The organism is Pseudomonas sp. FG98, from assembly GCF_057808595.1.
On record NZ_JBMDIJ010000020.1, the window covers coordinates 59,712 to 81,834 of the forward strand.

General features: G+C 61.2%; 18 protein-coding genes. 15 read left to right on the forward strand and 3 right to left on the reverse strand.

The window, feature by feature from the left end:
- Positions 1–8 precede the first annotated feature (8 nt).
- Both ACODSK_RS15000 and ACODSK_RS15005 read left to right on the forward strand, forming a co-directional pair.
- Positions 9–413 carry a MerR family transcriptional regulator gene (locus tag ACODSK_RS15000; RefSeq protein ID WP_489017136.1) on the forward strand — a complete coding sequence of 135 codons (405 nt, stop codon included), beginning with the start codon at positions 9–11 and terminating at the stop codon, positions 411–413.
- 22 nt (positions 414–435) lie between these two features.
- Complete coding sequence (locus tag ACODSK_RS15005) at positions 436–1,335, forward strand: hydroxymethylglutaryl-CoA lyase (RefSeq protein WP_489017138.1); 900 nt, start codon at positions 436–438, stop codon at positions 1,333–1,335.
- Positions 1,336–1,890: 555 nt separating this feature from the next.
- Here the strand turns inward: ACODSK_RS15005 and ACODSK_RS15010 are convergent.
- Complete coding sequence (locus ACODSK_RS15010; protein ID WP_489017140.1) at positions 1,891–2,421, reverse strand: MgtC/SapB family protein; 531 nt, start codon at positions 2,419–2,421, stop codon at positions 1,891–1,893.
- Between the two features lie 203 nt (positions 2,422–2,624).
- Between ACODSK_RS15010 and ACODSK_RS15015 the strand changes: the two genes are divergently transcribed.
- The 4 genes from ACODSK_RS15015 to ACODSK_RS15030 all read left to right on the forward strand — a co-directional run bounded on the left by ACODSK_RS15015 (position 2,625) and on the right by ACODSK_RS15030 (position 7,964).
- Positions 2,625–2,864 carry a DUF3203 family protein gene (locus ACODSK_RS15015; RefSeq protein WP_489017141.1) on the forward strand — a complete coding sequence of 80 codons (240 nt, stop codon included), beginning with the start codon at positions 2,625–2,627 and terminating at the stop codon, positions 2,862–2,864.
- A gap of 121 nt (positions 2,865–2,985) precedes the next feature.
- Positions 2,986–4,395 (forward strand): cytochrome c oxidase accessory protein CcoG, encoded by a 1,410-nt coding sequence (gene ccoG / locus ACODSK_RS15020; protein WP_489017143.1) that lies wholly within the window; start codon positions 2,986–2,988, stop codon positions 4,393–4,395.
- A gap of 39 nt (positions 4,396–4,434) precedes the next feature.
- Complete coding sequence (gene mapR, locus ACODSK_RS15025; protein ID WP_489017168.1) at positions 4,435–5,844, forward strand: GntR family transcriptional regulator MpaR; 1,410 nt, start codon at positions 4,435–4,437, stop codon at positions 5,842–5,844.
- Positions 5,845–5,900: 56 nt separating this feature from the next.
- A complete protein-coding gene (locus ACODSK_RS15030) occupies positions 5,901–7,964 on the forward strand; it encodes a PAS domain-containing protein (protein ID WP_489017145.1) in 2,064 nt (687 codons plus the stop codon).
- Positions 7,965–8,241: 277 nt separating this feature from the next.
- Here ACODSK_RS15030 and ACODSK_RS15035 read toward each other — a convergent pair whose 3' ends face one another.
- Complete coding sequence (locus ACODSK_RS15035; protein WP_489017147.1) at positions 8,242–8,988, reverse strand: SDR family oxidoreductase; 747 nt, start codon at positions 8,986–8,988, stop codon at positions 8,242–8,244.
- 170 nt (positions 8,989–9,158) lie between these two features.
- Here ACODSK_RS15035 and ACODSK_RS15040 point away from each other — a divergent pair, with 170 nt between their 5' ends.
- The 6 genes from ACODSK_RS15040 (at position 9,159) to ACODSK_RS15065 (ending at position 16,345) form a co-directional block, all read left to right on the forward strand.
- On the forward strand, positions 9,159–10,883 hold the full coding sequence (locus tag ACODSK_RS15040) for a copper resistance system multicopper oxidase (RefSeq protein WP_489017148.1): 1,725 nt from the start codon (positions 9,159–9,161) through the stop codon (positions 10,881–10,883).
- Positions 10,876–11,769, forward strand: a complete 894-nt coding sequence (locus ACODSK_RS15045; RefSeq protein ID WP_489017149.1) for a copper resistance protein B — start codon at positions 10,876–10,878, stop codon at positions 11,767–11,769. The genes ACODSK_RS15040 and ACODSK_RS15045 overlap by 8 nt, the downstream gene beginning before the upstream one ends.
- Before the next feature lie 130 nt (positions 11,770–11,899).
- On the forward strand, positions 11,900–12,328 hold the full coding sequence (locus tag ACODSK_RS15050) for a DUF411 domain-containing protein (RefSeq protein ID WP_489017151.1): 429 nt from the start codon (positions 11,900–11,902) through the stop codon (positions 12,326–12,328).
- Positions 12,329–12,457: 129 nt separating this feature from the next.
- Complete coding sequence (locus ACODSK_RS15055; protein ID WP_489017153.1) at positions 12,458–14,245, forward strand: monovalent cation:proton antiporter-2 (CPA2) family protein; 1,788 nt, start codon at positions 12,458–12,460, stop codon at positions 14,243–14,245.
- Positions 14,246–14,641: 396 nt separating this feature from the next.
- On the forward strand, positions 14,642–14,950 hold the full coding sequence (locus ACODSK_RS15060) for a hypothetical protein (RefSeq protein WP_489017155.1): 309 nt from the start codon (positions 14,642–14,644) through the stop codon (positions 14,948–14,950).
- A gap of 144 nt (positions 14,951–15,094) precedes the next feature.
- Positions 15,095–16,345 carry an IS256 family transposase gene (locus ACODSK_RS15065; RefSeq protein ID WP_489017156.1) on the forward strand — a complete coding sequence of 417 codons (1,251 nt, stop codon included), beginning with the start codon at positions 15,095–15,097 and terminating at the stop codon, positions 16,343–16,345.
- 221 nt (positions 16,346–16,566) lie between these two features.
- Here the strand turns inward: ACODSK_RS15065 and ACODSK_RS15070 are convergent, their stop codons facing one another.
- The gene (locus ACODSK_RS15070; protein ID WP_489017158.1) at positions 16,567–16,881 is read right to left on the reverse strand and encodes a hypothetical protein; all 315 of its coding nucleotides are present in this window, start codon (positions 16,879–16,881) and stop codon (positions 16,567–16,569) included.
- Between the two features lie 2,366 nt (positions 16,882–19,247).
- Between ACODSK_RS15070 and ACODSK_RS15075 the strand changes: the two genes are divergently transcribed.
- The 3 genes from ACODSK_RS15075 (at position 19,248) to ACODSK_RS15085 (ending at position 21,916) form a co-directional block, all read left to right on the forward strand.
- Positions 19,248–20,159 carry a LysR substrate-binding domain-containing protein gene (locus ACODSK_RS15075; protein WP_489017160.1) on the forward strand — a complete coding sequence of 304 codons (912 nt, stop codon included), beginning with the start codon at positions 19,248–19,250 and terminating at the stop codon, positions 20,157–20,159.
- A 71-nt stretch (positions 20,160–20,230) separates the two neighbouring features.
- Positions 20,231–21,484, forward strand: a complete 1,254-nt coding sequence (locus ACODSK_RS15080; RefSeq protein ID WP_489017162.1) for an OprD family porin — start codon at positions 20,231–20,233, stop codon at positions 21,482–21,484.
- 81 nt (positions 21,485–21,565) lie between these two features.
- Entirely contained in the window at positions 21,566–21,916 is a 351-nt protein-coding gene (locus ACODSK_RS15085; protein WP_489017164.1) for a helix-turn-helix domain-containing protein, read from the forward strand.
- The last annotated feature ends 207 nt before the right edge of the window (positions 21,917–22,123 follow it).

A 22,123-nucleotide genomic window follows, 5' to 3' on the forward strand; every position in this document is an offset into this window, starting at 1 on the left:
CCCCGCCCATGAGCAGCCAGACCTACAGCATTTCCGACCTGTCCCGCGAATTGGACATCACCACCCGGGCGATCCGCTTCTACGAGGAACAAGGCCTGCTCAGCCCCGAGCGGCGCGGCCTGGAGCGGGTCTATTCGGCCCGCGACAAGGTCAGCCTGAAACTCATCCTGCGCGGCAAGCGCATCGGCTTTTCCCTCGCCGAATGCCGCGAGCTGATCGAGCTGTACGACCCCAGCAGCGGCAATACCAAGCAGCTCAACAGCATGCTGGCGAAGATCGCCGAGCGCCGCGCCCAGCTGGAACAGCAACTGCTGGACATCCAGCAGATGCAGCTGGAACTGGATACCGCCGAAGAACGCTGCCAGCAAGCGCTGGCCACCACCCTGAACAAACAGAACAACAACGGCCATTGAGCCCCACCAGGAAGCCCCCGCCATGCCATTGCCCGCCAAAGTGCGTCTGGTCGAAGTCGGTCCCCGCGACGGCCTGCAGAACGAAGCCCAACCCATCAGCGTCGCCGACAAGGTGCGCCTGGTCGACGACCTGACCGAGGCCGGTCTGTCCTATGTGGAAGTCGGCAGCTTCGTCTCGCCGAAATGGGTCCCGCAGATGGCCGGTTCGGCCGAGGTCTTCGCCGGGATCCGCCAGCAGCCGGGGGTGACCTACGCCGCCCTGGCGCCGAACATGCGCGGCTTCGAGGACGCCCTCGGCGCCGGGGTCAAGGAAGTCGCGGTGTTCGCCGCCGCCTCCGAGGCCTTCTCCCAGCGCAATATCAACTGCTCGATCAGCGACAGCCTGCAACGCTTCGTGCCGATCATGGAGGCCGCGCGCCTGCACGGTGTGCGGGTGCGCGGCTATGTGTCCTGCGTGCTCGGCTGCCCGTACGAAGGCCAGGTGGACGCGGCCCAGGTCGCTGCGGTGGCTCGCGAGCTGTACGAGATGGGCTGCTATGAAGTGTCCCTGGGCGACACCATCGGCACCGGCACCCCGGGCGCCACCCGCCACCTGTTCAACGTGGTCGGCGCCCAGGTCCCGCGCCCGCAACTGGCCGGGCATTTCCACGACACCTATGGCCAGGCCCTGGCCAATGTCTACGCCAGCCTGCTCGAAGGCATCCAGGTGTTCGACAGCTCGGTCGCCGGCCTCGGCGGCTGCCCCTACGCCAAGGGCGCCAGCGGCAACGTGGCCAGCGAGGATGTGCTGTACATGCTGCAAGGCCTGGGCATCGAGACCGGTATCGACCTGGACAAGCTGATTGCCGCCGGCCAGCGCATCAGCGCGGTGCTCGGGCGCGCCAGCGGCTCGCGGGTAGCACGGGCACGCAACGCCTGCTGAAAAAATGGGGGTAACACTGTGCAGTCGGTCACAAAGTGTTACCTCCTTCCCACTGCCCAGGGAAATTCCGGGTAACACGGAAACAAATCAGCGGTTTTTCCCGTGCCGGATTTTTCATGCAAACCGCCAAACCCTTGATTTCATTGGGTTTTAAAAAGTTGGCACGGCACCTGCTATATCTCTGGCACAACAAGAATAAAAAATGCGGCAAACCCAATAAGAACAAGACGTACCGGATCTGACATAACAAGAACAATACGGCAGAGACGAAGCTAACTGATTTTTTTGAAGTGGATGGCTTTTCGGGGGCGTGCCCCGCAACCAGACAGAGAACAATAAAACTACCTCAAGGTAGCGCCCGTCACGGTTGGATCAGCAATGATGAAGGTCGATCAGCGCTCAAAAAAATACGTTTGCTCTTGATCCCGGATGGGGATCGCACAAAAACAGCAAGAAGAGGCAACGGTTGCCAAAAACAACAATAGACCGCCCTCCAATAACAAAAAAAGAGCACGCAACAATCTTTGAGGGGAGCTTCGGCTCCCCTCAGTGCATTCAGGCCCCGCGTTTTTTCTCCTTCTCCGCTTTCCTGTGCTCCTCGTCCTCGAACAGATTCACTACCCAAGGCATGACCGCGAACACCGCTAGCGCCAGCAAGGTGCTGAGCAGCGCCGTGGCCTCCCGCCCCATGCCGGCAGCAACGCCAATGGCGGCGGTCATCCACAGCCCGGCGGCGGTGGTCAGGCCCTTGACATGACTGGCGTCGAGGTCGTGGCCCTTGAGGATGGTGCCGGCGCCGAGGAAGCCGATCCCGGCGACGATCCCCTGCACCACCCGGCTCAACGCCGCATCATCGGCTCCGGCCATGCGCGGCACCAGGACGAACAGCGCCGCACCGATCGCCACCAGCATATGGGTGCGCACCCCGGCCGCTTTGCCCTTCATCTCGCGCTCGAAGCCAAGCACGGCGCCAAGCAGCGCCGCCATCAACAGGCGCACCGACACCTGGGTCAGTTGTTTCGCATCGGTGATGTCGGCGAACTCCGCCACCAGCGTCAGCCACACCTCATGTAACCAGGCGTCCATGGCGGTTTCCTTGTCAGGGCAGTTATCCGGTGGACAACGAGCGCTTCGCCGAAGTGCGATTCGACCGCTGATCGGTCGGGGCCAGCATCCAGGTGCGGGCCGGGGTCACACCCTGTAGATCCCTGGGGCTGCGTTGCAGCCCTTCGCGAGCGAGCTCGCTCCCACAGGAAATCTGCCTGGCCCATTGTTCGAGGAACGCCACCATGCCCATCCGTATCGATGAAACCACCCAGCGCTGCACCCTGATCGGCGACGACCTGAACGTCGAAGGCGACGCAAGAGAGGTGCAGGTGCTGACCGACGAGCACCTGCGCATGTCCGTCGCCGAACTGGCCGGCAAGCGCGTGCCGATCACCGAAACCGAGGCCGATGCGCTCACCGTGGCCGGTGCGGTGGATGGTCGCAGGCATCTGAAGAGCAGCGCTCCGGGCTCGATAATCTAAGGCTCGCAGCTGTTTTACCGGCAATCTGATACGGTTTTTATCTGAATACCTGAATCTGTTCTGCAAACAGATGGCTCGCCATAGTGATCCGGCCTGATCGAGGCCTGATGAGCGACGAACCATGAGCGAACCTATTCCAGTCCAGATCGTTGAAGTTGCCGAGCCGTCCCGCAAGAAGAAGGCCGCCAGCAGCGACGGACACATCTACACCCGCAGTTTCACCGGCCTGTACCGCAACCTGCGCCTGGGCGGCGCAGGCTTTCTGTTCCTGCTGTTCTTCGCCACCGCCTGGCTGAACTGGGGCGGGCGCCAAGCGGTGCTCTGGGACCTGGCGGAAAGCAAGTTCCATATCTTCGGCGCCACCTTCTGGCCGCAGGACTTCATCCTGCTCTCGGCGCTGCTGATCATCTGCGCCTTCGGCCTGTTCGCCATCACCGTGTTCGCCGGGCGGGTCTGGTGCGGCTACACCTGCCCGCAGAGCACCTGGACCTGGCTGTTCATGTGGTGTGAAAAGGTCACCGAGGGCGACCGCAACCAGCGCATGAAACTGGACAAGGCTGCCTGGGGCCCGAACAAGCTGGCCCGCCGCGCCCTCAAGCACACGCTGTGGCTGGCCATCAGCGTGCTTACCGGCCTGACCTTCGTCGGCTATTTCACGCCGATCCGCCCCCTGGCCGAAGAACTCTTCACCCTCCAGGCCGGCGGCGTCAGCCTGTTCTGGATCCTGTTCTTCACCGGCGCCACCTACATCAACGCCGGCTGGATGCGCGAGGCGGTATGCATGCACATGTGCCCCTACGCCCGTTTCCAGAGCGTGATGTTCGACAAGGACACCCTCGCTGTAGCCTATGACCCGCGCCGCGGCGAGAACCGTGGCACGCGCAAGAAGGACCAGGACTACAAAGCTGCCGGACTCGGCGACTGCATCGACTGCACGATGTGCGTGCAGGTCTGCCCCACCGGCATCGACATCCGCGATGGCCTGCAAATGGAATGCATCGGCTGCGCCGCCTGCATCGACGCCTGCGACAGCATCATGGACAAGATGAACTACCCCCGCGGCCTGATCGGCTACAAGTCCGAGCACAGCCTGCAAGGCGGTCGCACCCACTGGCTGCGGCCGCGCCTGTTGGGCTATGTGACCGTGCTGGTAGTGATGATCGGCGCCCTGGCCGTTGCCCTGCATGAGCGGCCGATGCTGTCCATGGACGTGATCAAGGACCGCGGCCTGTTCCGCGAGAACGCCAAGGGCCAGATCGAGAACATCTACGTGCTCAAGGTCATCAACAAGACCCAGTCGACCCAGAGCTACCAACTGCGCCTGCTGGATGCCGAGGGCTTCGAACTGCATGGCCAGACCCGCTTCAGCATCCCGGCCGGGGAAATGGCCGAGCTGCCGGTGTCGGTGGCGATGCTCGGTGAGCGCGCCACCAGCAGCTCCGAGGAACTCGACTTCGAACTGGTGGACAGCGACCAGCCGGATATCCGCGCCGTGGCCCGCAGCCGCTTCGTTGCCCCGCTGAACCGCTGATCCCCTACACTGCGTGCACTTCGAACCAGCAGAGCCATGATGAAACGCTACGAGAAATTCGCCGACGACATTGCCGAACTGATCTACACCGGGGTCCTCGGCCCCGGCCAGCGGGTGCCGTCGGTGCGCTATGCCAGCCAGACCCACGGGGTCAGCCCGTCCACGGTGTTCCAGGCCTATTACCTGCTGGAGCGGCGCGGGCTGATCCGCGCGCGGCCGCGCTCGGGGTATTTCGTCAACGCCCATGCGCCGAAGCCGTTCAGCGAGCCAAGGATCGACGAGCCGGCCAGCGAATCCACCGAGGTGGACGTCAGCGAGCTGGTGTTTTCCATCCTCGAATCGATCAAGGACCCGCACACCGTGCCCTTCGGTTCGGCCTTTCCCAGCCCGACCCTGTTCCCCCTGCAACGCCTGGCCCGCTCCCTGGCCAGCGCGACCCGCGACATGGATCCGCGCATGGTGGTCACCGACCTGTCGCCGGGCAACCCGCAACTGCGCCGGCAGATTGCCCTGCGCTACATGGTCGGCGGGCTGATGCTGCCGATGGAAGAACTGCTGATCACCAATGGCGCCCTGGAAGCACTGAACCTGTGCCTGCAGGCGGTCACCGAACCGGGCGACCTGGTGGCGATCGAAGCGCCGGCCTTCTATGCCTGCCTGCAAGTGCTGGAACGGCTCAAGCTCAAGGCCGTGGAGATTCCCGTGCACCCGCGCGAGGGTATCGACCTGAATGTGCTGGCCCAGACCCTGGAGCGGCATCCGGTCAAGGCCGTGTGGTGCATGACCAACTTCCAGAACCCGGTGGGTGCCAGCGTGCCGGAGGAAAAAAAGCAGGCGCTGGTGGCCTTGCTACGCCAGCACCAGGTGCCGTTGATCGAGGACGATGTCTACGCCGAGCTGTATTACGCCCAGCAGGCACCGAAGCCGGCCAAGGCTTTCGACACCGAGGGCCTGGTGATGCATTGCAGCTCGTTTTCCAAGAGCCTGGCGCCGGGCTATCGCATCGGCTGGGTGGCCGCCGGACGCTTTGCGCAGAAGATCGAGCGGCTGAAGCTGATGACCTCGTTGTGCGCCTCGATGCCGGCCCAGGCGGCGATCGCCGATTACCTCCAGCACGGCGGCTACGACCGCCACCTGCGCCGCCTGCGTTACGCCCTGGAAGAACAGAAGAACGCCATGCTCGCCGCCATCGCCCGGCACTTCCCGACCTCGGTGCGGGTCAGTCATCCGGCCGGGGGCTACTTCCTCTGGCTGGAGCTGCCGGAGAACATGGATTCGCTGAAGCTGTTCCAGATGGCCCTGGCCCAGGGCATCAGCATCGCCCCGGGACCGATCTTCTCGCCGACCCGGCGCTTCCGCCATTGCATCCGTTTGAATTACGGCAGCCCGTGGACCGAACAATCGGAAAAAGCCATGGAAACACTCGGACGGATCGTACGCTCCTTCTAGCCGCCGGACGACCGGCAGTCTAAAGTGGCGAAATTGGCTTGCACCCGGACCCTTCCATGCCTTCCAGCGAACTCGATGCACTGCGCCTGCAAATTCAGGAACTGCAACGGCGCAATGCCGTCCTTGAACAACAACAGGCGCAGCAACCGAGGCTGGACGAGGACTTCTACCGTTTTCTCTTCGACACCATGGACGAAGGTTTCTGCGTCATCGAATTCTTCGACGGCCCCCATGGCCCGCTGAGCGACTACATCCATGTGCTGGCCAACGCCGCTTATGCCCGCCACGCGGGGATCCCCAACGTGGTCGGGCAGAAACTGCGGGAAATGGTGGCCGACGAGGCTGATGACTGGGTCGCCCGCTATGGTGCCGTGCTGCGCACCGGCGAACCCTTGCAATTCGAGCAGGAACTGGTGGCCACCGGCCGTGTGCTGTCGGTGACCACCTTCCGTATCGAGCCGGCCGAGCGCAAGCAGGTGGCCGTGCTGTTCAAGGACGTCACCGAGCGGCGCCGAGCCGAACGCGCCCTGCAGGGGCTCAACGAGAAGCTTGAACAGCGGGTCGTCGATGCGCTGGCCGAGCGCCAGTTGCTGGCCCGGCTGGTGGACAGCAGTGTCGCCTGCGTCCAGGTGGTCGGTCCCGACCTGCGCTGGATGGCGCTCAACCAGCAATCGCTGAAGGACTTCCACTACCTCTACGACGAGGTGCCGAGCATCGGCGACAGCGTCGAGCACAGCCTGCGCCGCGCACCTGCCGACTGCACCCGCGCTCTGGAGCTGTGGCATCGGGCATTGGCCGGGGAGGTATTCATCGAGACGGCCGAGTTCGGAGCGGGTGATCGCCGTCGTCATTACGAACTGCGCTTCAACTCGCTGCATGGCGACACTGGCGAGTTGCGCGCCGCCTACCTGTTCGCTTACGACATCAGCGCCCGGGTCGAAGAACAGCAGCGCCTGCTGCGCGCCGAGCAAGCCCTGCGCCAGGCGCAGAAAATGGAAGCGGTGGGCCAGCTCACCGGTGGCATCGCCCATGACTTCAACAACCTGCTCGGCGGCATCCTCGGTGCCCATGAACTGATGCGCCAGCGCCTGCATCAACAACGCGTTGCCGAGCTCGTGCCGTTGCTCGATGCCGCCAGCAACTCAGCGCAGCGTGCTGCCTCGCTGGTCCATCGCCTGCTGGCGTTCTCCCGGCAGCAGACCCTGCAGCCCCAGGCCACCGATATCGGCAGCCTGCTGCGTGGCATGCAGGAGCTGATCCAACGTAGTGTCGGCCCGGCCATCGAAGTGCGCTGCCGCTTTGCCGACGATCCGTGGCCAACCTTCATCGACCCGCCACAACTGGAAAGCGCCCTGCTCAACCTGTGCATCAATGCTCGGGATGCCTTGCCCCAGGGCGGCTTGATCGAAATCGCCATCGATAATCTCGAACTCGACGAAGAGCGCGGTCGCCCGCTGGATCTCGCCGCCGGTCCCTACCTGCGCGTGAGCGTCGCCGACAATGGCCTGGGCATGTCGGCGGATGTCGCGGCACGGGCCATCGATCCGTTCTTCACCACCAAGCCCTTGGGCCAGGGCACCGGGCTTGGTCTGTCCATGGCCTACGGCTTCGTTCGTCAGTCCGGTGGGCAACTGCGCATCATCACCGCGCCGGGCCAGGGCACGCGGATCGAGCTGTACCTGCCGCGCCACCATCAGCAGGCGGGCCGTGCCGAAACCCTGCACGACCAGCACAGACAGGCGGACCCTGTTGCTGGCGTGCGCATCGTCCTGGTCGAGGACCAGCAGACCTTGGGCATGGTGATCAGCGAAGTGCTGGAAGAGTCGGGGTACCACATCGACATCTACGAAAGCGGCGTACTGGCTCTACCAGCCTTGCAGAACAGCCCGCCACCAGACCTGCTGATCAGCGATATCGGCCTGCCTGGCGGGCTCAGCGGTCGGCAACTGGCGCAGGCGGTGCGCAAGATCCATCCGCAGCTACCGGTGCTGTTCATCACCGGTTACGACGAAAGCGCCGCCTTGAGCGACGGGCAACTGGCGCCGGGGATGAGCGTGATGACCAAGCCGTTCGGTTTGCAGGGGCTGGTGGAGCGGGTGGAGTCGATGTTGAAGGGGTGAGTTCGAGGCAGACGATGCCATCGGTGTGGGAGCGGATTCATCCGCGATGGGCTGCGCAGCAGCCCTGAATCCATCAAGCACCTTCTCTCTGCTGGACCGAGCTCCAACATTCAACAGCTCCAGAGTCAGAATGAGATGCCGGTTCAAGGCAGGTCACTCGTGCTGGATGGTCTTGGGGCTGCTGTGCAGCCCTTCGCGGATGAATCCGCTCCCACACCGACCGCGTCGGCTTCAAAAAACATGTAGATACCCATGTCGTCGCGGGCAAGCCACGCTCCTACCGCCCACCCCCCAGATCGATGAAGCTCCCCGTCGAATACGACGCCTTGTCCGACAGCAACCAGATGATCGCCTCGGCCACTTCCTCGGCCTGCCCGCCGCGGCCCATGGGGATCCCCGGCTCCAGCTTGCGTACCCGATCCGGGTCGCCGCTGAGAGCGTGGAAGTCGGTGAAGATGTAGCCCGGCCGCACGCCGTTGACCCGCACGCCCTCCCCCGCCACTTCCTTGGCCAGGCCGAGGGTGAAGGTGTCCAGGGCGCCCTTGGAGGCGGCGTAATCAACATATTCGTTGGGCGAGCCCAGCCGCGCGGCGACCGAGGAGACGTTGACGATGGCCCCGCCGCTGCCGCCATGGCGCGTCGACATCCGCGCCAGCGCGTGCTTGGCGCAGAGCATCGGCCCGACCACATTGGTCTTCATCACCTTGAGCAGGCGGAATTCCGACATTTCGTCGACCCGGCTCTGCTGGCCGATGGTCCCGGCATTGTTGACCAGCGCCGTGACCCGCCCCAGCTCGTGGTCGACCCGCTGGAACAGGCTGATCACCTCGTCCTCGACACTGGCGTCGGCGCGCACCGCGATGGCCTCGGCGCCGAGTTCGCGCACCTGGGCCAGCACCCGCTGGGCCGCTTCATCGTCGGCGTGGTAGTTGATGCAGATCCGGTAGCCCTGGCGCGCGGCCAGCAGCGCAGTGGCGGCGCCTATGCCGCGACTGCCTCCGGTAATGATGATGACCTTGTCCATTGCGACTCCTGGTGCAACACGAACGTTGGATCCCCTTGACTCACCCGGCCTGAACCACTGACCGAGCGGGCGGGTATTTTCTCCCTGACAAATCTGTAATTCAAACCTCAGTTTGCTGTCAGCCGCGTCGGATTATGGTCAGCCATCCCCGTTGATGGACTGACAACCCCATGCCCCACCTTCCTACCCGCCGCAGCTTCGTCAAGGGCCTGGCCGCAGTCGGTGCCCTCGGCGGCCTCGGCCTCTGGCGCCCGCCCGCCTGGGCCCGCGGGCCGCACGATTTCGTTGAACTGGACGGCCAGCATTTCGAGCTGTTCATCGGCCAGACCGCGGTCAATATCACCGGCAAGCCACGCACCGCGCTGACCATCAACAACAGCCTGCCCGGCCCGGTGCTGCGCTGGCGCGAAGGCGACACGGTGACCCTGCGGGTGCGCAATCGCCTGGAAGAAGACACCTCGCTGCACTGGCACGGGATCATCCTCCCGGCCAACATGGACGGCGTGCCCGGCCTGAGCTTCGCCGGCATCGAGCCCGGTGGCGATTACCTCTACCGCTTTACCCTGGAGCAGCACGGCACCTACTGGTATCACAGCCATTCCGGGCTGCAGGAACAGGCCGGGGTGTACGGTGCCATTGTGATCGAGCCGAAGACCCCGGAGCCCCACGTCTACCAGCGCGACTGCGTGCTGCTGCTCAGCGACTGGAGCGACGAGTCGCCCAAGGCCCTGCTGGCGCAACTGAAGAAACAGTCCGACTACTACAACCGCCAGCAACGCACCCTCGGCGACTTCATTGACGACGTGGCCCGCGACGGCTGGTCGGCGACCCTGGCCAACCGCAAGGAGTGGGCGCTGATGCACATGACGCCCACCGATATCGCCGATATCAGCGCCGCCACCTACACCTACCTGCTCAATGGCCAGCCCCCGGACGGCAATTTCACCTGCCTGTTCCGGCCTGGCGAAACCTTGCGCCTGCGCCTGATCAACGGCTCGGCCATGACGTACTTCGACTTCCGCATTCCCGGCCTGAAACTCACCGTGATCGCCGCCGACGGCCAGCCGGTGCAGCCGGTGACGGTCGACGAACTGCGCCTGGCGGTGGCGGAAACCTATGACGTGCTGGTCACCGTGGGCGATCAGCCGGCCTACACCCTGTTCGCCCAGAGCATGGACCGCAGCGGCTATGCCCGCGGCACCCTGGCCCGCAGCCACGGCCTGAGCGCGCCGATCCCGGCGCTGGAGCGCAAGCCGGTGCTGAGCATGGCCGACATGGGCCATGGCGATATGGCGGGAATGGACCACGGCAGCATGGCCGGCATGGATCACGCCGCCATGGGCCACGCCATGCCGGGCATGAGCATGGGCATGCAAGCGCACCCGGCCTCGGAAACCGGTAATCCGCTGGTGGACATGCAAACCATGATGCCCAAGGCCAACCTGGCCGATCCTGGCCTGGGCCTGCGCGACAACGGGCGCCGGGTGCTGACCTATGCCGACCTGAACAGCACATTCCCCGACCCCGATGGCCGCGAGCCGGGACGGGAAATCGAGCTGCACCTGACCGGGCACATGGAGCGCTTCGTCTGGTCGTTCAACGGCATCCGCTTCTCCGACGCCGAGCCGCTGCGCCTGAAATACGGCGAGCGCCTGCGCATCACCCTGGTGAACGACACCATGATGGCCCACCCCATCCACCTGCATGGCCTGTGGAGCGACCTGGAGGACGAACACGGGCGCTTCAAGGTGCGCAAGCACACCATCGACATGCCGCCGGGCAGCCGCCGCAGCTACAGGGTCAGCGCCGATGCCCTGGGCCGCTGGGCCTATCACTGCCACCTGCTCTACCACATGGAGACCGGGATGTTCCGCGAGGTGCGCGTCGATGAATGAACGACTCAACCGACCGCTGCTCGGCGGCATGGCCCTGCTGTTGCTGCTCGGCAGCGAAGAAATCCGCGCGGCGGCCATGGACCACTCGGGCATGGACCACGGTGCGATGAACATGCAGGGCATGGACCACGGCACCATGAATCATGCGGGCATGAACCACGCCCCCGTGCAGCAACCGCGCACGCCGCTCAAGCCCATCAGCGACGCCGACCGCCAGGCCGCCTTCCCGCCCCTGCCCGGGCACCAGGTGCATGACCGACAGATCAACTGGGCGGTGACGGTCGAGCAACTGGAGTACCAGAACGTCGAGAACGCCAGCGCCCTGAACTGGAACGCCAACGCCTGGATCGGCGGCGATATCGACCGGCTCTGGCTGCGCACCGAGGGAGAGCGGGAACAGGGGCGCACCCACAAGGCGGAGTTGCAGGCGCTGTGGGGCCATGCCTTCAGCCCCTGGTGGGAAGTGGTCGGCGGGCTGCGCCAGGACTTCAAGCCCGGCAGCGGCCAGGCCTGGGCGGCCTTCGGCGTGCAGGGTACGCCGCTGTACGGCATGGAGCTGGAAGCCACGCTGTACGCGGGCGAGCGACAACAGACCGCGCTGCGCCTGGAAACGTCCTACGCTATCCTGCTGACCCAACGCTGGCGCCTGGAACCGAGCCTGGAAGCCAATTTCTACGGGCGTGACGATGCCGGGCGCGGCCAGGGTGCCGGGCTGGCCGACAGCGAGGCCGGGCTGCGCTTGCGCTATGAGATCACCCCGGGGTTTGCGCCTTACGTGGGGGTGACCTTCAATCGGAGCTATGGCGAGAGTGCCGACATGATCCGCGCCGAAGACGGCGATATCGGCCAGACCCGCTGGGTGGCCGGGATCAGGTTGAGGTTCTAGACCGTGTCGCCCCTATCGCCGGCAACGCCGGCTCCCACAGGGAATTGAGCTGACCATGGACCCTGTGGGAGCCGGCGTTGCCGGCGATGAGGCCCTGACAGGCAACACAGAATTCAAAGGAGAACAAACCATGCTGAAAAACAAACTGGCCATCCTCGGCCTGCTGGCCCTGAGCAGCCTGGCCCAGGCCGCGCAGACCATCGACGTCTACCGCGACCCCAACTGCGGCTGCTGCAAGGAATGGATCAGCCACCTGCGCGACAACGGCTACACCGTCAATGACCATGTCGAGCCGAACATGAGCGCGGTGAAGCAGAAGCTCGGCGTGGCCCCGCGCCTGGCCTCGTGCCATACCGGCGTGATCAACGGCCAGTTCATCGAAGGCCATGTACCGGCCGAACAGATCGCCATCCTCGGCAAGCGCCCCGACCTCAAGGGCATCGCCGTTCCAGGCATGCCCATGGGCTCGCCAGGCATGGAAATGGGCGACCACAAGGACGCCTACCAGGTCATCGGCCTGACCAAGGCCGGTACCGATGAGGTGATCGCGGAGTACTGAGCCGGGATTGTCCCCTGATACGGGACAATCAATCTCCATGAAGACGGATTGTCTGCCGCAAGCGCCAGGCAGACAATGCCAGGACTTTCACGTCAAACGCTGCCTCATGCAGTTCATGGAGACCGTCCAATGCCACACGAAGGCAGCCTGCTGCAAACCGCGGTGATCTTCCTGGTCGCCGCCGTCATCACCGTTCCCCTGGCCAAACGCCTGCAACTGGGCGCCGTGCTCGGCTACCTGCTGGCCGGGGTGGTCATCGGCCCGCAAGCCCTGGGCCTGATCCGCGACACCCAGAGCGTCGCGCACATTTCCGAGCTGGGCGTGGTCCTGCTGCTGTTCATCATCGGACTGGAACTGTCGCCACGGCGCCTGTGGCTGATGCGCAAATCGGTGTTCGGCGTCGGCCTGGCCCAGGTCCTGCTGACCGGTGCGGTGATCGGTGCCATCGCCCTGTTCGGCTTTGCCCAGTCGCTCCCTGCCGCGGTCGTCCTCGGTCTCGGCCTGGCCCTGTCGTCCACCGCCCTGGGTCTGCAAAGCCTGGCCGAAAGCAAGCAGCTCAACGCGCCCCACGGCCGTCTGGCCTTCGCCATCCTGCTGTTCCAGGACATCGCCGCGATCCCGCTGATCGCCCTGGTGCCGCTGCTCGCTGCGGCAGGCCCGGACACCAGCCATGGCGACAGCCTGGAACATGGCCTGCGGGTGTTCGGCAGCATCGCCATCGTTATCGTCGGCGGGCGTTACCTGCTGCGTCCGCTGTTTCGCACCGTGGCCCGCACCGGGCTGCCGGAAGTGTCCACCGCCACCGCATTGCTGGTAGTGATCGGCACCGCCTGGCTGATGGAGGAAGCGGGGATTTCCATGGCCCTCGGCGCCTTCCTTGCCGGTCTGCTGCTAGCGGACTCGGAATACCGGCATGAACTGGAATCGCAGATCGAACCGTTCAAGGGCCTGCTGCTGGGGCTGTTCTTCATCAGCGTGGGCATGGGCGCCAACCTCGGCCTGCTGCTGGAAATGCCCCTGCTGCTGATCGGCCTGACCCTGTTGCTGGTGGCGGTCAAACTACCGCTGCTGATGTTGGTCGGACGCTTCGCCGGCGGCCTCAACAACGTCAGTGCCCTGCGCCTGGGGGTGGTCCTGGCGGCCGGTGGTGAGTTCGCCTTCGTGGTGTTCAAGCTGGGTCGCGACCAGGGCCTGTTCGATGCCCTGACCTTCGACGTGCTGCTGATGACCATCACCCTGTCCATGGCCGTCACGCCGTTGCTGCTGCTCGGTTGCGCCCGCCTGGGCAAGCGTCCGCAAGCCGTGCGCGAAGTGCCGGAGCAATACAAGAACATCAGCACCGATGCACCGCGGGTGGTGATCGTTGGCATGGGCCGCATGGGCCAGATCGTCGCCCGCATCCTGCGGGCGCAGAAGGTGCCCTTCATCGCCCTGGAGACTTCGGTGGATGCCATCGAGATGACCCGCATGTTCGAGCAGGTCCCGGTGTTCTACGGCGACCCGCAGCGCCCGGAAGTGCTGCATGCGGCCAAGGTTGGCGAGGCCGAGTATTTCGTCATCACCACCGACGACCCGGAGACCACCACGCGCACCGCCGAGCGGGTCAAGCAGATGTACCCGCACCTCAAGGTCCTGGCCCGGGCGCGTAACCGCCAGCACGTGCACAAGCTGGTGGACGTGGGCGCCGAGCCGATTCGCGAGACCTTCCATTCCAGCCTGGAAATGAGCCGCATGACTTTGGTTGGCCTGGGTCTGAGCGAGGCGCAGGCGGCGGACCGAATCCAGCGCTTTACCCGGCACGACGAGGAAGTCCTCGCCGCCCAGGGCCGGGTGCGGGATGACAAGGCCAAGGTGATGCAGACCGCCAAGGAAGCGCGGCTGGATCTGGAGCGGTTGTTCGAGGCGGATGCTGATTGAGGGATTTGGCGGAGGTGTCTGGCGTAAAAGACGTACGGGTGGTGCTGTATTGGCCTACAGCGCTTCACTGATATCCGACTTTTATGTAGGCAATTTCCCAAGCATACTTTTCCGCCTGTTCAGCCGTTGCGCGCTTGGAAATCGGGTCCTAGGCTTCGCCGGTCGCTGCACATCAGCGATCAGGTTTGGTCACCTGGGTCTAAGGCGCACAAAGCGCCCCATTCCGATTTTGCGGGCGCTTTTTCGTGGCTGGCATATCGCTCATGGCGGCTGTGCGCAGGGCGCCCTCGGGCGCGCCGGTATCCTTAGGCCCCGGTTGACCAACCTGTGTCACAGTCGCCACCCATCGTTTGGTCACCTTGCGTGGCGACTCCTTCAGGCCTAAGGAGTTGCACAATGAAAAAAATCGTTCCAGACCCACCCTCCCCGCAGCCTCGCCGAGTCACCGTGCAGACCCACTTCGGCTCATGCAGCGATGCTCACCCTCCACTATTCAGCATCTGCCCGGACGCCGATATCGAGGATGCCCTGGCGCACCTCGCGGCGGCCTTGACCTCCGCGTTCGAGACCAATGCGCAACTTTGCGACATGCTTTCGCGACCACTGGCGGACAAGGCCTGGGCTACATGGCAGTCGTTGGAGATTTGTCAGGCATTGACGGAGGCGTTGAGGAAAGAGACTGCGCGTCCGCTGGTGGGGAGGTAAGAGGTGAGGAAAGGGCATGGGCATCGGGCTTGGGTTAGCGGATGAGTGTGCCCTTTCTTTGCTGTGACAGCTTCGTAGCCTTCACCTTGAATGAGGGTGTCAGAAATTTTGTGTTCGGGCATACCATGAGTAAGAGGTGCATGTATGCCAACCAAAAAGAAACCGCTTCGAGAGTTACCGAAGGTTCCGGAGGAGCTGCTTGAGCAGTTTTCCACGGCTCCGCTGATGACCGCAGAAGCCATCGAAGAAGCTTCTGCCGCATTCAAGAAGGCGCTGATTGAGCGAGCCCTCAAGGCAGAGCTGGGGCATCACCTGGGCTATCCTCCGGGCGCGCAGCGCCCGGAAGATGAAACCAACCAGCGCAACGGCAAGACCGGTAAGACGGTGCTGACGGGTGATGGCCCGCTACGACTGGATATCCCCCGTGATCGTGATGGCAGTTTCTCGCCCATCCTGATACCCAAGCATGAACGCCGTTACACCGGTTTCGACGACAAGATCATCGCCATGTACGCCCGAGGAATGACTGTCAGAGAGATCCGCGCGTTTCTTTCCGAACAGTACGGAACAGATGTTTCGCATGACTTCATCAGTTCGGTCACAGATGAAGTCATGGAAGAAATTGGTGCCTGGCAACAGCGCCCCCTGGAACCGATGTATCCCGTCATTTTCTTTGATGCGCTGCGAGTCAAAATCCGCGAAGAAGGCTTGGTCCGCAACAAGGCGATCTACTTGGCACTGGGGGTCTTGCCCGACGGTACACGCGATATTCTGGGCATCTGGATCGAGAACACCGAGGGCGCGAAGTTCTGGATGAAGGTGTTCAACGACCTCAAGACTCGCGGTGTCGAAGATGTGCTGATTGCTGTGACTGACGGCCTCAAAGGCATGCCAGAGGCTCTTGGTGCGGTCTTTCCGGAAACCACCTTGCAGACTTGTATCGTGCACCTGATCCGCAACAGCCTCGATTACGCAGCCTGGGACAAGCGTCGGGCGTTGGCCAAGGCTCTCAAGCCGGTGTATCAGGCCGTTAACGCCGAAGCGGCTGAACAGGCACTTAATGAGTTTGAAAGCGGGCCATGTGGCAAGCAGTACCCAACGGTAGTAGCCGCTTGGCGACGAGCCTGGGATCGGGTAATTCCATTCTTCGTTTTCCCGCCCGCCATCCGGAAAGTGATCTATACGACCAATGCCATCGAGAGTATCAATGCGCAGCTACGCAAGATCATCAAGACCCGTGGGCACTTCCCGAATGACGATGCGGCGACCAAATTGATCTGGCTGGGACTGCGTAATATCACAGCAAACTGGGGCTCAGCCACACATGATTGGAAAAGCGCGATGAATCAATTTGCGATTTTGTACGGAGATCGCTTTATCAGGCCGACCTGGTGAATCCAAGGCCTGCCTGACGGCAGGCCGTAACCGGCCCGCACACAAAAAATCTGACAGTCCCCCTTGAATCCAAGGATCGTTTTTCTTGATTTTTCTTTTGAATCACGTAGTTAACAGTTAAGTAAGTGCCATTCAAATCTGTCCCCTTTTCCGGTCCCTTTTTCATGTTCCTTTTTCAGTCTATGCATTTTCTATGCTTTCTGTCGCCTTCTCTCCTCAGGTCATTTATAGTTGCTAAGATTTTTTTGGAGCATGGTTTCAAAATCCTGAAGCAGGTGAGATCCCTTTATATCATCACCTTTTCGATAAGCAGCCAAAGCCTCATCAAGGTTTTCTTTCAATCGATCCAGAATATCACCATCTAAGCCCTTATCTTTGACGAACTGCATCCCAACTGCCAACTCCTCAAAAGCTTTATCCAGAGTCAACTGATCCTCATCTTGTAAAAAGTCCTCCCGAGGAAAATCGTCAGGTGCACAAACAATCACCAAAGACAAAAGATCGAGAACCCCTTCAAAACTATTTACCCACGACATTGGACACCTCATTCATCAGCGGTAACAAACTGTACGAACCACCAAATTCGGAAAAGCGGACAGATTTATTTTCACAAACAATCAAGAAAAATAAATCTGTCCCCTTTCCTAGCCCCCTTTCCTATCGTCTCCTTTCTTGGTCGTTCCCTTTCTTGGTCCGTACTTTTATATCAAGGACCAGCAACGAATAATGTCCACAAACGCCTCACGATCTTTGACATGCGAATCAGCTCTTGAAAAAGGGGACTGAAAAAGTGAAAAAGCATGAAAAAGGGGACCATAGTGAAAAAGGGGACAGATTTATTTTTTCACCAAGCATTCAACGTAGCAAAGCGCTGGAAAATAAATCTGCCCCCTTTTCGTTTTCGCTCTTTTCTTCACTTTCCTGCCTGGTCAGAATTTAAAAGGCTTCAAATCACCACTAAACCTATCCCATTCACCACGCCTAAATACGTGAACAGCTCTTTGAGAACAATCACCATCATGAAACCCAGAGAGAGCTAGACCTAACTTAATCGACACAATGAATTCATAAATCCCTTTCAGTTCATTATCCTGCATTAAAAACCAACTAAAAAAACCACTTCCGCACTCGACATCAACCCCATTTACTCTAGCATTACAACCAGGAAGCAAAGTACACTCTCGAAACTCCCTCGCCTCAGAATCAAACCTTAAAATAAAGCCATCATAAAACAACTCAACCGCCCCCTTGAAATTTATATTTTTTCATCAGGACACCCAAACAACGAAACCGCCTTATCTTGACCATCACCAAAATAGAGCCCATTCACACTTTTATACAAATCAATAATAATCACTTCGATCTCCTTGATTTTGGGGAAAGCTGACCGCTTGACCGAGCATAATCTAACATCTCCTTAATCAAGAAAGAGGACAGATTTATTGTTTTCAACCAAGCACTCAACGTATCAAAACGATAGAAAATAAATCTGTCCGCTTTTCCGCCTTCACCCGCCTGCGCCCCTTTTTTATCTCTCCAACACCAGAATTCAATGAGAGCAAAACTCGCGATATACTTTTTTGTCAATCACAACCTCAAACGTCCGCTCCTCTTTCTCCACAACCGGGCTAACATTACGAATCCTATCAAGCCTTACAGGAGCGCCGCACAAGCTCACCCACAAAGAATCAAAAAGCGCAGGATTGTAAACATACTCACTCCCGTGCTCGATATAGTACTCCCTAGAAACCTCACCAGCTTTAACCTCACGCTCACACGATGGAAGCTCGAAAGAACTACAATAATGCACAGAATATTTCAGCTCATTCCTGATATCTATAGCAGACAGTAAAGCGGTCTCCCTGAAGCATCCTGACAGTACAAAAAATGACAAACCAACATTGGTCAAGAGCAGCACCTTAAATAAAACTCTTAACATGATTCTCACTCACCTCAAACCACTCAAACTTAGCTGCACAACTCAACCGCTTATCAAAAATGGGACAGACTTACTTTCACAAGCCATCAATAAAAATAAACCTACCCCATTTCTCGCCCCTTCTCCTACTGCGTCCTTTTCCTGCTTCTTACACCCCTTTATCTTTTTCAATTAGAGCAAAACTCGTCATATACTTTTTGGTCAATCACAACCTCAAAGGTCCGCCCCTCTTTTTCTACAACAGGATTAATACCAATAACCCGATCAAGCCTTACAGGAGCGCCACACAAGCTCACCCAGAAAGAATTAGAAACCCTGGAGTCGTACACAAACCCATATCCCCTTTCAGTGTAGTACTCCCTAGAAACCCCACCCGCCTTAACCTCACGCCTACACTCTGGAAGCTCAAAAGACTCACAATAATATATCGAGCTACTCAGTTGATTCTTGACATCTATAGCAGACACCAAAGCGGTCTCCCTGAAGCATCCTGACAGTACAAAAAATGACAAACCAACATTAATCAGGAGCAAACTTTTAAATAAAACCCTTAACATAACCCCAAACACCCCAAACACTAAAACTTAGCTGTACAACCCAACCACTTATAAAAACCGAACAAATTTATCTCCAAAAAAACACAAACAGAAGACAAGAAAACAAATTTATTTTTTCGACGGGAATAACCTGGCAGCACAACTCTTCCGATCCTTGGCATAGCAACCTCTTCCAACTGAGGCGTCCAGCTTAGCAAAGCGAATGAATCTGGAGAAACGCGCAAGGTCGGGCTGTGGGAATCCGCAATATGGCTTGTCCAGAAGCTCGTGCGGGATGGCTTTGGGACCGCTAACGCAGTCCTTCGCAGCTAAAGCAGCTCCTACCTTGATCGCGTCGACCTTTGTTCGGGATGTGGAGATACCCATGCAGTAGACTCCAAGGTCTTGCCCTCCCGGAGCCTCCTGATTGGAAGACCTCAACTCCCTCTACCTCTTCACCCAGGTCGTCGAACATGGTGGCTTCGCCCCGGCCGGCCGGGCGCTGGACATGCCCAAGTCGAAGCTCAGCCGGCGCATCTCCGAGCTGGAAGAACGCCTCGGCGTGCGCCTGCTGCATCGCACCAGCCGTCACTGCTCGCTGACCGAGATCGGCCAGGAGTACTACCGGCGCTGCCTGGCCATGCGGGTCGAGGCGGAGAGCGCGGCGGAGGTGATCGAGCGCAACCGCAGCGAGCCCCGCGGCCTGGTGCGCCTGAGTTGCCCGACCACCCTGCTCAACTCCTGGGTCGGGCCGATGCTGACCCGCTACATGCTCAAGTACCCGCTGGTGGAACTGTTCATCGAGAGCACCAACCGCCGTGTCGACCTGCTCCATGAGGGCTTCGACCTGGCCCTGCGGGTGCGATTCCCACCGCTGGAGAACACCGACATGGTGATGAAGGTGTTGAGCAACAGCACCCAGTGCCTGGTCGGCCAGCCGGGGTTTCTCGAACGCCTGCCGCAGGGGTTCGATCCGCTTGCCCTGGGTGAGCTGCCCAGCCTGCATTGGGGCAGTGCCCAGCGCGAGTACCAATGGGAGCTGTTCCAGGGCGAGGACCTGGACAACGGCCTGGTGATCCCGCACACGCCGCGCATGGTCACCGACGACCTGTTCGCCCTGCGCCATTTCGTCGTCGCCGGGGTCGGCATCGCCCACCTGCCCCGCATCGCGGTGCGCGAGGACCTGGCGGCCGGGCGGCTGGTGGAGTTGTTGCCGGGCTGGCATCCGCGTTGCGGCATCGTCCATGCGATCTTCCCCTCCCGGCGCGGGCTGCTGCCGTCGGTGCGGGCGCTACTCGACCACCTGGCCGAAGAGTTCGCTGACAGCGACATGGCCTAGAGCACATCGGTACAAGACCTGTCGCACGTCACTGGCCCAGAGTTCCGTCTCGCCTCACATCGGAACCCGCCATGATCCGCGCTACCCGCCGCCTCGCCCTGCTCACCACCTGTGCCGCCCTCGGCAGCGCCCAGGCCGACGAGGCCGGCTGGTCGCTGCTGAGCCGCAATTACTTCCTGCACAACGACTACCGCAGTCCGTCCGGCAGCGGGCAGAACTATCGCCAGGAATGGGCACAGGGCTTTATCGGCGAGGTGCGTTCGGGCTTTACCGACGGAACCGTCGGGATTGGCCTGGATGTCCACGGTTTTCTTGGTCTGAAGCTGGACGGCGGACGCGGCCATGCCGGGACCGGACTCCTGCCACGAGACAGCGATGGCCGCGCCGAGTCCGACTATTCCAGTGCCGGCGCTGCACTGAAGCTGCGCCTCGGCGATACCCTGCTGCGCTATGGCGAGATGCAGGTGGAAACCCCGGTATTCGATACCGGCGACAAGCGCCTGCATCCGGAATACGCCAGCGGCTGGCTGCTGGAGAACACCAGCCTGGCAGACTGGCGCCTGCAGGCCGGGCGTTTCACCGCCTTCAACAACCAGGACAACAGCTCCAGCCACGACGATTTCGCCGGCTATGGCGCCAACACCCGCGGCCATGCCATCAGCCTGGCCGGTGCACGCTGGACACCGACAGGCCCATTGAGCGCCGCAGTGTTCGCCGGGCAATTGCAGGACACCTGGCGCCAGGCCTATCTCAACCTGAATTACCGCCAGGCAGACTGGTCGCTGGACGGCAATCTCTACAGCACCCGCGATACCGGCCAGGCCAGTGCCGGTGCCATCGACACCCTGGCCTGGAGCCTGGCCGGCAAGTACCGTTTCGGCGTCCAGGCGCTGACCCTGGCGTACCAGAAGGTCCAAGGCGATACGCCGTTCGACTTCGTCGGTGGCGACTCCATCTACCTGGCCAACTCGATCAAGTACGCCGACTTCAACGGGCCGGGCGAACGTTCGTGGCAACTGCGCTATGACCTTGACCTGGGAGTGTTGGGCGTACCGGGGCTGAGCCTGATGGGCCGCTATGTCAGCGGGCGTGGCATCGATGGCGAGCATGCTCCGGCGGGGGGCACCTATGTCGGGCAATACGGCGACGGCGGGCGGCATTGGGAGCGGGATATCGATATGAAGTACGTGGTGCAAGGCGGTACGGCGAAGGACCTGTCGTTGTCGCTGTCCCATGTCAGCCACCGGGGTAATGCCGCCCAGCCCGGCGATGATATCGACCGCATCTATCTGATCGTCGAGTACCCGCTGGGCGGGCGCTTCTGAGGCGAATTAACAACGATTAACTCGTGTACCAGCGACGGGCTGCGAAGAATGGCGACTGCTTTCCGTTTGGATACTTCGCCAATGAACCTGTTGCAACCGGGTAGCCTGAGCCGCCCACGGGAACGGCTGGCCAAGCGCCTGATCCGCGATGGCCTGGCCAGCGGCATCGAGGTTCAGGTCCTGGCCGATGCCTGCGCACTGAGCCGTAGCCATTTTTCCCGGGCGTTCAAGCGCAGTACCGGGATGGCGCCGCAGGCATGGATCCAGCGCCAGCGGATCTGGCGAGCGCGGAGGTTATTACGGGCGTCGGATTTGAGCCTGAGCCAGATTGCCCTGGAATGCGGGTTTTGCGATCAGGCGCATTTTTGCCGGAGCTTCAGTCGGGCGGTGGGGGATACGCCGCTGGGGTGGAGGCAGGAAAGCAGGGGGTGAATGATCGGGCCTCATTGCTGCATGGGTATCTACGCGGTTCCTGTGGGTGTCAGCGATTGCAGCAGTGACTTCACAATAGCAATCGCTGGCAAGCCAGCTCCCACAGATTCTGTGGCTGGCCTGAGTCCTGCGGCCGACCCGGATCCCTGTGAGAGTCGGCGTTGCCGACGATGAGGCCATCAGCCTCGACATCAATCCAACTGGTCT